General features: G+C 64.3%; 10 protein-coding genes. 6 read left to right on the forward strand and 4 right to left on the reverse strand.

Annotation, left to right across the window (positions count from 1 at the left end; all coding sequences use genetic code 11):
• Positions 1-77: 77 nt before the first annotated feature.
• From ACO48X_RS03395 to ACO48X_RS03410, 4 genes are all read right to left on the reverse strand, one after another.
• Complete coding sequence (locus tag ACO48X_RS03395; RefSeq protein WP_485000546.1) at positions 78-791, reverse strand: YgdI/YgdR family lipoprotein; 714 nt, start codon at positions 789-791, stop codon at positions 78-80.
• Positions 792-1,525: 734 nt separating this feature from the next.
• Positions 1,526-2,206 carry a hypothetical protein gene (locus ACO48X_RS03400; RefSeq protein ID WP_485000548.1) on the reverse strand — a complete coding sequence of 227 codons (681 nt, stop codon included), beginning with the start codon at positions 2,204-2,206 and terminating at the stop codon, positions 1,526-1,528.
• 466 nt (positions 2,207-2,672) lie between these two features.
• The gene (locus ACO48X_RS03405; RefSeq protein ID WP_485000550.1) at positions 2,673-3,644 is read right to left on the reverse strand and encodes an anion permease; all 972 of its coding nucleotides are present in this window, start codon (positions 3,642-3,644) and stop codon (positions 2,673-2,675) included.
• A gap of 3 nt (positions 3,645-3,647) precedes the next feature.
• A complete protein-coding gene (locus ACO48X_RS03410; RefSeq protein WP_485000552.1) occupies positions 3,648-4,268 on the reverse strand; it encodes a DUF47 domain-containing protein in 621 nt (206 codons plus the stop codon).
• Between the two features lie 584 nt (positions 4,269-4,852).
• Here ACO48X_RS03410 and ACO48X_RS03415 point away from each other — a divergent pair.
• The 6 genes from ACO48X_RS03415 to ACO48X_RS03440 all read left to right on the forward strand — a co-directional run.
• Positions 4,853-5,854 (forward strand): hypothetical protein, encoded by a 1,002-nt coding sequence (locus ACO48X_RS03415; protein ID WP_485000554.1) that lies wholly within the window; start codon positions 4,853-4,855, stop codon positions 5,852-5,854.
• 9 nt (positions 5,855-5,863) lie between these two features.
• The gene (locus ACO48X_RS03420; protein WP_485000556.1) at positions 5,864-6,436 is read left to right on the forward strand and encodes a heme-binding beta-barrel domain-containing protein; all 573 of its coding nucleotides are present in this window, start codon (positions 5,864-5,866) and stop codon (positions 6,434-6,436) included.
• A complete protein-coding gene (ygfZ, locus tag ACO48X_RS03425) occupies positions 6,436-8,037 on the forward strand; it encodes a CAF17-like 4Fe-4S cluster assembly/insertion protein YgfZ (RefSeq protein WP_485000558.1) in 1,602 nt (533 codons plus the stop codon). The genes ACO48X_RS03420 and ygfZ overlap by 1 nt, the downstream gene beginning before the upstream one ends.
• Positions 8,034-8,462, forward strand: coding sequence for a hypothetical protein (locus ACO48X_RS03430; RefSeq protein WP_485000560.1), 429 nt, complete (start codon positions 8,034-8,036; stop codon positions 8,460-8,462). The genes ygfZ and ACO48X_RS03430 overlap by 4 nt, the downstream gene beginning before the upstream one ends.
• A gap of 208 nt (positions 8,463-8,670) precedes the next feature.
• A complete protein-coding gene (dtd, locus tag ACO48X_RS03435; protein ID WP_485000562.1) occupies positions 8,671-9,117 on the forward strand; it encodes a D-aminoacyl-tRNA deacylase in 447 nt (148 codons plus the stop codon).
• Between the two features lie 431 nt (positions 9,118-9,548).
• The coding region (locus tag ACO48X_RS03440; RefSeq protein ID WP_485000564.1) for an ATP-dependent Clp protease ATP-binding subunit at positions 9,549-11,276 on the forward strand (1,728 nt) is incomplete at its 3' end.

An 11,276-nucleotide genomic window follows, 5' to 3' on the forward strand; every position in this document is an offset into this window, starting at 1 on the left:
ACACAACAAACGGGTGGGTGTGGGAGCCAACCGGCTCCCACACCCACCCGTTCCGCGTTGGTCGGGCCGTGCCGTTGTCAGTGCGGCCACGGCCCCTGGCCCCGCGGGGGAAGCCCCTGCTGGACCGCAGGCCCCGCCCCGGCTGCTGCGCGTCTTTTGCGTCCAGCTATGAAAGCGACAACCGCGACAACGACCGTGGCGCCGGCGCCGACGCCGACCCACCCCCACACCGGAAACCCGCCAGAGACCGAAGATGACGACACGCCAGACCTCCCACCCGAGGAACCGGCAGACTTATCAACAGAAGTGCCTTGGCCTTTTCGCGCCGTAATAGAAATGCCTCGGCTCATAAAATCGAAACTGTCGACGATGACCTTATTGCCGCTGATCTCGCCGTCGCTGGCTTTGATGACTTTCCCCGGCATCGTCACTACAATCCGCGTCTGAAAGTTACTGAAAGAACTAGGGTCCTCGTGCAAATCTGGAACAACAAGAGAATACGTGTCTTTATTTTCAGTGAAACGTATCGCTCCGTCAAAGGGTTCGTTTGAAGTCACCCTGCAAGTCGTGTATCCCCCTGGAGGCGTGACATCTTCTATCTTTGGGTTTCTTATAAACTTAACTTGTCCTAGGAACATGACGCGAAAGTTTTTGCACGTTTGATGGATTTTGGTCATTTTGCCGTCGGAGTCTTCGAAGGTCAGGTCGATCTTCGTGCTTCCGTCGGCTTGGAACTCGACTGTTCCGTCGATTTTGCACCCAGCCAAAAGCAAGGCGACGATGCTAGCCAAGCAGACAATGAGACGGGAAAAGCGTCTTCTGAGGACTACCATATTGAATCTCCTCAACTCCAGAAAGGACAGGCGTTCCAGATCCACGGGCGAGCCTGCTAGCCGACCGTGCAAACACCAGCCTAACGCCTAGAACTGCTTGGTGAAGGAACCGTCCAAAAATGAGGGCGAAGTGCCGATCAGTCTACGCATTCCGCCAGGTGTGGCGTTTTATGCAAGAATCTCGGGGGCCGTTTCAATCCATGGGAACCCCTTCGCCCTCTGCCGACAATTCTCTGGCCGAGCCGATTCCGCGCCGCCCTGACACGGCGAAACCTCGCCCCGGCAAAGCCGCACGGGACACTCCCGCACCGGCCCGCCGCGACACGCGTTGTCTGGATCGCCCGCCACACTGTCCACACTGCTCATTCTGCGACCTCCACCCCTGACAATCCACGAGAAAAGAACTACTGCGAAATTAAGCAGCCTAATGCCGCCCCGTGTCCACAACACGGGGAAAGACGCGTTGTTGCGCCACGCGGCTCTGGGTCGGAGACCGGTGTCCACAACACAGGGGCGAGACCTCTGCCTGTCGGGGGATTCGGTTGCCAGGCCGGTGTCCGCGACGAGATGTAAAGTCCTTGACGGAACGCGGCATTCTCGAATCCAGAGAAAAAAGGGGGATCGCAATCGCGGCCGAGCAACAGAAACAGAGCCCAGCAGGTCTCCTTATGCGGTCTGCGCGGTCGTGTATCTTATTGGTGCGGGACAGCGGCCCGCCCGGAAGCCCCGGCTGCTGCGCGTCTTTTGCGTCCGGCTATGAAAGCGACAACCGCAACACCAGCCGTGGCCCCGGTGCCGACGCCGACCCATCCCCACGCGGGAAACCCGCCAGAGACCGGCGACGACACACCAGACCTCCCACCCGAAGAACCAGCAGACTTGTCAGCAGAAGTGCCTTGGCCTTTTCGCGCCGTAATAGAAATGCCCCGACCAAACAATTCGAAGCTGTTGACGATGACCTTATTGCTGCTGATCTTGCCCTTGCTGGCTTTGATGACCTTCCCTGGCATCGTCACCACAATCCGCGTCTGAAAGTCACTGTAATCATCGCTATCGTGCATGTCTGGAACAACAAAAGAGTAAGTGTCTTTATTCTCCGTAAAACGTATTTTTCCATCAAAGGGTTCGTTTGACGTTACCCTGCATTTAAGGTGGCCTCCAGGTTCCGTAACGTTCTCAACCTTGGGATTTTTGATGACTCTAACTTTTGTCTCGAAAGATACTTTAAGACCCTCACATGTACTATCGGCATTGGTCAAAGTGTCGTCGGAGTCTTCGAAGGTCAGGTCGATCTTCGTTCTCCCGTCGGCCTGGAATTCGACCGTTCCGTCGATCTTGCACCCGGCCAAAAGGAAAGCGACGACGCCGATCAAGCAGACAATGAGACGGGAAAAGCGTCTTCTGAGGACGACCATATTCAATCTCCTCAACTCCAGAAATGGACAGGCGTTCCAAATCCACGGGCGAGCCTGCAAGCCGACCGTGCAAACACCAGCCTAATGCCAAGGGCTTGCTCGGCGGCGGACCTGTCCAAAACAGGGTAAAGCCCCCCGACAATGGCCGCAGCGCCAGCAGTGGTCGGCCAACGTCAGAGCGGTGTTGAGCGGGAGTCAACAGTGAGGAGCTGGAGCCGACGAAGAGATGGCGGCCCGCCCTGGTCAACAGCAGTAAGTCAGAGTTAGCGAGAGCGGCCAAAGCCAGCTATTGCGAGTCAGTGCGAGCAGCGTCGAACCGGAGCCGGCTGCGGCACGCCAGAGCAGCGGAGAGTCCGCTGCAGCAAATCGGGGCCGACCAGGGCGGGCAACAGTCGGGTTGAGGCAGCGCTGGTTACGGCCAGAGCTAGACTGCCACGGCATGGATCAGCCACGTCGCCACGAAACCGACCAAGCCCGCAGCGGGGAAGGTCAGCACCCAGGCGGTGACGATGTTGCCGGCTATGCCCCAGCGGACGGCCGAGCGCCGCTTGGTTGCGCCCACGCCCATGATCGAGGCGGTGACGGTGTGCGTCGTCGAGATGGGCGCATGCCAGAGAAACGCGGTGGTGTAGAGAACGCTGGCGGAAACCGACTCGGCGACGAACCCTCGCGCAGGGTCGAGGTCGATGATCTTCGACCCCAGAGTCTTCATGATGCGCATTCCCCCTGAGTATGTGCCAAGGGAAATCGCGGCCGCCGCTGAAAGAATGACCCACAGGGGAATGTCCGCGTTGGTGGACGTGTGGTAGCCTCCCGCGGTCAGCGCGATGACGATGACGCCCATCGTCTTCTGCGCGTCCTGGAGGCCGTGGCCCAACGCGATGGCCGCGGAGGAAAAGCGCTGGGCGTAGCGGAATCCGCGCATGGTCTTCCGGTAGGCGGCCTTGGCCATCGCCATCAGCAACAGCTTCATCAGCACGTAGGCGATTGTGAAGCCGACGAGGGGGGAGACGATCATCGGGATGATGACCTTGTCGAAGATGACGCTCCAGTGAACCGCGAAAGACACGGCCAAGCCCGCCCCGGCAAGGGAGCCGATGAGCGCGTGGGAGGACGACGACGGCAGGCCGAACCACCACGTGACGAGGTTCCATGCGATGGCGCCTATGAGGGAGCCCAGCACCAAGACGAGCCCGATCGTCTTCGCCACTTCCTGGCCCAGAAGCGCTCCGACGAAGTTCATGACCGCGGCCATTTCGAGCGCCCGCCTGGGAGTCAGGGCGCGCGTGGCGACGGCGGTGGCTATCGCGTTGGCGGCGTCGTGGAAGCCGTTGGTGAAGTCAAAGATCAGGGCGACCACAACGATGACTGAAACTAAAGCGAGGGTGCCCTCCATGCGTCAGGACTCCTTTATGGCGATCGACTCCACCGTCGATGAGAGGTCTTCGAAGGCGTCCAAGGCGCCCTCGAGGGCGTCGAGAACGGCCTTGATCTTGAGCACTTCGAGGGCGTCGGTCCCGCCGTTGAAAAGCTCGGCGATCATCGACCGGTAGAGCTTGTCGCCCTGGTTCTCGATTTCGTTGAGAGTCACCCAGTATTCGCGGATGTTCTCGTTGATCGAGGCGAGATTGCCGATGTGGCTCTGGGTCAGCTGCGCGCATTTCTGGAGCAGCTCAACCTGCGTTTTCGCGCCGTCGGGAAGCGTCAGCGGCTTGTAGAGGACGATGTTGTCTCCTGCTTCGTCAATGAGGTCGACGACGTCGTCCAGATCGTCTGCAAGCGAATACAAATCCTCCCTGTCAAAAGGGAGGACGAACGATTGGTTGATGAGCTTCAAGACCGAGTGGCACGCTTCGTCGGCGCCTTGCTCGGCTTCATGCAGTTTCTGCTGCAGCGTCGACCGGTCCGCCGGAGACGCGTTGATGACGTCCGAGAGCCTGTCGGCGGCCGTCACAAGGAAAGAAGCTTGAGTTGCGAGCAGCTGAAACAGCGTGTCGGTCTTCTTGAACTTTGGGGACACTGGGATCTCCTGAATTCGCCTGTGCCGCATTCGTATGGACGCGGTCCAATGTTCAGAATAAGACACATTGGGGACTGGTGACTAATGCGGCCGGACAATGCGGTGGGAAGGGCTGGGGTGTTTGAGAGTCTTATGCTTGGCAAGTCGGAAAAATTCTATGTGCAGGATCTGTGCCCCGCGCGTCGCGACGCGGGAGACGCCCCGTCAATCGGATGCTGCACCGTCCCAGATGCCTCCGTCGTCAATCGCAGAAAGATCCAATTAAGAGAGGGCCGCATAGAAGCGGCCCTCTCCATGAAGGACACCGGACCTGAGAGCGCCAGTCGGCGCGAAGGCCGCTCGCAGCGGCAATAGTTGGAGCCCGGGGCTTTCGCGATCCGATGTCTGAAATGAGCATAACACGGCCATGTAGGGTGTGTCACGTTCTTGCGCGCGGGCCGGACGCGGGCTGTCCGTGCGCTTTCGGCGGCCGGGGCGGGATGCGAGCCTGCCTCCCGGGGAACCTGCGCGACTCCCGGGGCGCGGTTTCGGCCGCCGGGCGCGCGGTTCCACGTTGCGCGCCTTAACGTGCAAGAATTCGAAGTATGCGCGGTTCGAGCAATCCCGACGAACCGACTGTGACGTCGAGCCCCTATGCCGCGGCTGAGCGCGCCAAGAAGGCTCGGATCGCGGGAGACGGCGCGTCGGCCGTTTCCCGGGAGCGGGAAGGCGGCGCATCGTCGAAGCTCCCGTCGATCTCCTTCACGCCCAAGGCGGCGGCGCTCGTGACTTCCTTTTGCGCGGCCGTGGCGCTGGGCGCCGCAGGAATAGTCGCCGCCTTTGTCTACGAAAAAGGCCCGTGCGCCGCCCAATGCCCCGACGGGAACTGCGGGACTGTGGACCTTGACGTGTGCAACGGCGACGCTCTCGTGGCGCCGTCGGCGATCCCGGGCGTCGTCGTCATGTTGGGTTTGGCGGCCGTCGTCGTCGGCGGGTGGCCCGAAGCGGCCCGGATTCGCAACCCGAGGCTCGCCCGCGGAGTCCTTTCGCTCGTCGCAGCAGCCTCCGTGCTCGCGGCGTCGGCCGGGTACGAGAGCCTCGCCTTCGTCGCCGCCGGCTCCATTTTCCTCTGTTTCATGGCGGAAATGCTTCGAAAGGACGGCCGCGAGAACCTGTTGGGGAGCGTTTCGGCGACCTTCCTCGGTGCGATCTTGATCGTCGCCTCCGGCTTTTGGCCCCTGCTGTTGCGCAACTACGAAGCGGGGGCGGTGGTCCTTGCGGGCATGTGCCTGCTGATCGGCGGGCTCGGCCGATACGCCTCCGCATCCGATGCGTCGAGCAGTCCCGCCAGGCTCATCGCCCGCAGTTTCTTGTACTCCTTCGCGGGCGGCGCGATCTATCTGTACGTCACCGGCCTCGGCTTTGAAACTCGGTCCCTTGCCTGGCTGGCGGCGATGGCCCTCGCCTTCGGCGCGACCTCCGGACTGGCCGACGGCGCAGCCCGAAGCCGCGTCGCATCGACGAAGGCGGGCGCCGCCGCCCTCGCCGTCGTCCCGCATTGCGCTCTTGGCGTCATCGTCTATGCCCTCAGCTTCGCCGTCTCGTAACCTGGAGCCATGGTGTTCAGCATCCCGGAGGGCCTCGCGCCCGAAACGTATCCCATGGCTTGGATTGTCGGCTCATGGAAAGGCGCGGGCGTCCTCGAGTACGAGGGCATTGAGGCTTCGGCTTGCCTCCACGAGCTGACGGTCGACAACGACGACGGCGGCCCCTACCTGCGCATCGAATCCCAGGTGTGGCTCGCGCGAGAGGAAGCCGGTGCGGTCGACAGGGAGGAGCCGGGGTTGTCCGCTTACTCCCGCCTCACAAAAGACACGCTGTGGACGCGCTCGTCCGGGTTCGTGCGCGCGGCTCCGGGAGCGGAAAAGCACGACGGCGCGACGGTGCTCGAAGCCGTGAGCGCCAACCCCGCCGGGCACGCGATCACGTGGGCCGGCCTCATCGACGGCCCGCGCCTCCAGTTCGCGGCGGACGCGATAGCCGCAGTCCCCACGGCCGCGGCTTTCGAGGGCGCGAAGATCGTCGCGGGCCTCGTGCAGTCAGACCTGTTCTATGCCTACGACATCGCTGCCTTCGGGCACGAGATGCGGACGTATATCGCCGGCCGGCTCTCCCGAGACGAGGGCTGATGGGCGAGCTCGAAAAGGCCTTCTTCTCGGATTTTGAAGGCGCGGCCCTCGGGGCCTTCAAAGGCGCCGTCTTCCCCGAAGACATCCGCAATCCTTCGGGCGGCGGAGCCGCTGGCGGCGAAAGCGCGGCGGGCGGCGCCGACGGCGCTTTAGACGAAGGCGTCGTGGACAGCCGGGACGCCTCGGCCGGCGCTGCAAACGACGGCGTTGCGGACGTCGACGCACACGTGCCCGCCCACTACGGCGACCCCGCGGGGGAGTGGCGCGCGCTGAAAGAAGGGCGCGGATTCACGGTTGTGGGGCTCGACGTAGTCGCCGTGCGCGGAGCCGACAGGCGCCGTTGGCTGCACTCGCTGTTGAGCCAGGCGCTCGCGGACATCGCTCCCGGCGCCTCGACCGAGGCTCTTCTCTTCAGCCCGTCCGGGCACATCGAGAACGGCGCTTTCGTCTACGACGACGGCGACGCCGTTTGGCTTTTGTGCGACCGGGGCGACGGTCGGCGATGGGCGGACTTCCTGAACTCCATGGCATTTACGATGCGCGTGGAAGTGAATTTGCGTGAGGATCTGCTGACGTTCGGAGCCTTCGTTCCCGCTGGCGCATCTCGGCGAGCGGAGTCGGCGGGTTCGCCCTCGGAGGGCACTGACCTGGGGGCGGATAGGGCCGACCGGGGGGCGGATGGGACTGTCTCGCCGTCGGCTGGGGGCGGCCTCGGGGCGGGCGGCGCCGGCTCGCCGTTGGAAAGTTCTAGCCCGGGAATGGACGGCGCCAGTTCCGGGCCGGAAGGCACTGGCCTGCTTTCGGGGGGAGCCGCTGCGGCCGCGCTCGAAGAAACGGCCCTTTTCGTGTGGCGCGATCCGTGGCCCGGAGTGAGCGAGGGGGGAGCGACCTACACCCTCCGCGGCATCGAACACCCGGCTCGCGGCTGGCGTCGAGTGATCGGCGTCGTCGAAGCCGACAAAAGCGGGAAGCTGCTGGCCGCGCTGGAACGCTTCGGCGCGGCGCCCGTCGGAATGCTGGCCTGGGAGGCCGCTCGAGTCGCAGGATGGAGGCCGCGCGTCGCCCGTGAGGCGGACGAGCGGGCTCTGCCGCATGAACTCGACTGGCTGCGCACAGCCGTCCATTTGAACAAGGGGTGTTACCGCGGCCAGGAGACGGTTGCCAAGCTGGTGAACCTCGGCAGGCCTCCTCGCAGGCTCGTCGAGCTGTTCCTCGAAGGGCCGGTTGACGAGCTTCCCCGGACGGGGGACCCCGTGACAAGCGGCGGGCGGAAAGTCGGCGTGGTCACCAGCGCCGTTCGACACCCGGAGGACGGCCCCGTCGCCTTGGCTCTCGTCCGACGGGCGCTCGATCCCGAGGCCGTGCTCGACGTCGGACGTTTCCGCGCCGGGCAGACGGCGATAGTCGATCCCGAGGGCAAGTCGAGCGCGTCTCCCGCGGAACGCCCGGGGGCGGAGTTCCGGCGGGCAAGGCTGGGCGCCGAGGCGCGTCCGGCGGGATCGGGCGACGAGCGCCGTCGGGTCGAATCGGGGGCTGCGCCGGACCGCACGGCGTCGGAAGCCGAGCCGGGCCGCACGAGAAAGGACATGGAGTCACTATGAGTCTGCTGGAAAACGCACTGGCGATGAGTCTGCCGGACGATGCGCCCACAACCCTCGCGCAACGGCTGTCTGCCGACGGCCCCGATGTGCTGGCCTTTTCGCTCAGGAGCATTGGATACGAGATCCGGCAGACCATGTGGCTCGTCATCGTCGCGTTCGTCGCCTGCGTGCTCCTCATGTGCCTGGCGCGCCCAGCCGCGGACTTCACGACGACCCGCCCGAAGAAATTCTGGCTCGTCGCGCTGGGGGCAAGCCTGCTCGTTTTCGTCTGGCCCTACGTCATGCCGCTGTATCTCCCCCTCCACGGGATCTTGCAATGGGTGGCGCTTATCCTCGCCATTTACTACGTGGGCCCAGAACGACGTCGAATGGGCAAAGGCGGCGGATGGCGCCGCAGAGGAGACCGCGGCGATTCGGGCTGGTGATTCCCAGGGGCGGGGAGAATTGGCCGGTGATCCCCAGGGCCGTCGGGAGATTCGGGCGGCGGTCCGAGGCGGTCGAGATTCGAGTTGGCGCCCCTGCGGCAAAGGCTGCACGTCGGGGAATGGCCCGGACGCGCGTTGGGGAATAGGATCGGACGCGCGTTGGGAATGGCATCGGACGCGCGGCGAACATGTCTGAGACGGAGGAAATATGAGAGCCGTTGTTCAAAGGGTTAGGCGCGCGCAGGTGCGGGTTGCCGGCGACGTCGTCGGGGAGGTCGGCGAGGGGCTGTGCGTCCTGCTGGGCGTCACGCACGGGGACGGCAGGCCGCAGATTGTGAAAACGGCGCGGAAGATCGCCCAGCTTCGTGTGCTGCGCGGGGCCGACGGAGACGACGACGCGCGCCGATCCGCGGAAGAGGCCGGGGCGTCCGTGCTCCTCGTTTCGCAGTTCACTCTGTATGCGGATGTGCGCAAGGGGAGAAGCCCGGGATGGTCCCACGCCGCTCCGGGCGACGTCGCCGAACCGGTCGTTGCGGCTGTCGCCGAGGAACTGCGCAAGGTTTACGGACTGCACGTCGAAACGGGGAAGTTCGGCGCGATGATGGACGTGGAGCTCGTCAACGACGGCCCGTTCACTCTGCTGATCGAAGCCTGACTTTGCCGGAGTCTGACAGGGCAGCCTTCGCCGGAGTCTGACAGGGCAGCCTGACTTCGTCGAAATCTTTATGCCGCGGCGGGGGAGTTCTCTTCCAACGCAGGCGTCCCCTCGGACTCGGCCGAGCGCGTGCCCGCCCTGCGTCGGCAAAGTCTCATCCGGCCTCGGCAAGGTCCCGTCGGAGTCGGCAAAGTCCCGCCCGACGCCGGCGGAGCTTGCTCGGAGTCGGCAAATCCCGCTTCTTGGCGCAAGATCCCGGAGCCGCGCCGGCCCGCACTCACGCCTGTGGCGAACAGTAGTAAAAAAGCGGGAAAACGTCGATAGAGTTGGGTGAAACCACCATGAGCGTGCCCGGACGCCAACGCGTCCGAGCCGTGCCGGGCCCGCACCACCCGCGGCCTCGGCGGTGCAATCCACGACAAGGAGAGTCAATGTTCGAACGGTTTACAGACCGTGCTCGCCGGGTCATTGTGCTTGCGCAAGACGAGGCCAGAAACCTCAAGCACAACTACCTCGGCACTGAACACTTCCTGCTCGGCCTTATTCGCGAGGGCGAGGGCGTGGCGGCAAAAGCGCTAGAAGCCCTCGACATCACGCTTGACGAGGTCCGGGCTCAGGTCATCGACATCATCGGCGAAGGCCAGGAACCGCCCTCGGGCCACATTCCGTTCACGCCCCGAGCCAAGAAGGTCATCGAGTACGCAATGCGCGAAGGCCTTCAGCTGGGTCACTCCTACATCGGCACCGAGCATCTTCTGCTCGGCTTGACGCGCGAGCCCGACGGCGTGGCCGCACAGGTCCTGACGAAGCTCGGGGCCGACATGACGCGCGTGCGCTCGCAGGTCAATCAGCTCATCTCGGGCTTTCAGGGCAAGGAGCCCGTCGGCGTAGGCGGAGGCGCCCGCGAGGGGACGAAGGCCGGCTCGACGGTCCTCGACCAATACGGACGCAACCTCACACAGTCCGCTCGCGACCACAAGCTTGACCCTGTCATCGGACGCCATATGGAGACCGAGCGCGTCATGCAGGTGCTCTCCCGGCGCACGAAGAACAATCCCGTGCTGATCGGCGAGCCCGGCGTCGGCAAGACCGCCGTCGTCGAAGGGCTCGCGCAGGCCATCGCCTCCGGCGACGTGCCGGAGACGCTGAAAGACAAGCAGCTGTACTCCCTCGACATGGGGTCGCTCGTCGCGGGCTCGCGCTACCGCGGCGATTTCGAGGACCGCATGAAGAAGATCCTCAAGGAGATCAACACGCGGGGCGACATCGTGCTCTTCATCGACGAGATCCACTCGCTCGTCGGCGCGGGCGCAGCCGAAGGCGCCCTGGATGCGGCGTCGTTGCTCAAGCCCATGATGGCCCGCGGCGAACTGCAGGTCATCGGCGCCACGACGCTCGACGAGTACCGCAAGCACATCGAGAAGGACGCCGCTTTGGAGAGGCGTTTCCAGCCGATCCAGGTGGAGCAGCCGACGGTCGCCCAGACGGTGGAGATCCTCAAGGGCCTTCGCGACCGGTACGAATCCTTCCACCGCGTGACCATCACCGACGACGCGATCGAGACGGCGGCGTCCCTGGCCGACCGCTACGTCAACGACCGCTTCCTTCCAGACAAGGCGATCGACCTGATCGACGAAGCCGGCGCGCGCCTCGCAATTCGCAAGATGACCGCCCCGCCGGAGCTGCGCGAGATCGACGAGCGGATCGCATCTGTGCGCCGCGAGAAAGAAGCGGCGATCGACGGGCAGGACTTTGAGAAGGCCGCCTCGCTCCGCGACGAGGAGCAGCGGCTCGGCGAAAAGCGGGCCGAGCGCGAGCAGGCGTGGAAGGACGGCGACATGGACATCGTCTCCGTCGTCGACGAAGACCTCGTCACCGAGGTTCTCTCCATGGCCACCGGCATCCCCGTCTTCAAGCTCTCCGAGGCGGAATCCGCCAAGCTTCTGCGCATGGAGGAGGAGCTGCACAAGAGGGTCATCGGCCAGAACGAGGCCGTGGTCGCGCTCTCACAGGCGATCCGCCGCACGCGCGCGGGCCTCAAGGATCCCAACCGCCCCGGCGGCTCGTTCATCTTCGCCGGCCCGACCGGTGTGGGTAAGACCGAGCTGGCGAAGGCCCTCGCCGAGTTCCTCTTCGGCGACGAGTCCGCGCTCATCACG

It is taken from the genome of Peptidiphaga sp. (genome assembly GCF_057238965.1).

Coding starts and splice junctions, on each gene's coding strand:
- ACO48X_RS03420 (WP_485000556.1), top strand. CDS start 5,864: ATGGTGTTCAGCATCCCGGAGGGCCTCGCGCCCGAAACGTATCCCATG.
- ACO48X_RS03430 (WP_485000560.1), top strand. CDS start 8,034: ATGAGTCTGCTGGAAAACGCACTGGCGATGAGTCTGCCGGACGATGCG.
- dtd (WP_485000562.1), top strand. CDS start 8,671: ATGAGAGCCGTTGTTCAAAGGGTTAGGCGCGCGCAGGTGCGGGTTGCC.
- ACO48X_RS03405 (WP_485000550.1), bottom strand. CDS start 3,644: ATGGAGGGCACCCTCGCTTTAGTTTCAGTCATCGTTGTGGTCGCCCTG.
- ACO48X_RS03415 (WP_485000554.1), top strand. CDS start 4,853: ATGCGCGGTTCGAGCAATCCCGACGAACCGACTGTGACGTCGAGCCCC.
- ygfZ (WP_485000558.1), top strand. CDS start 6,436: ATGGGCGAGCTCGAAAAGGCCTTCTTCTCGGATTTTGAAGGCGCGGCC.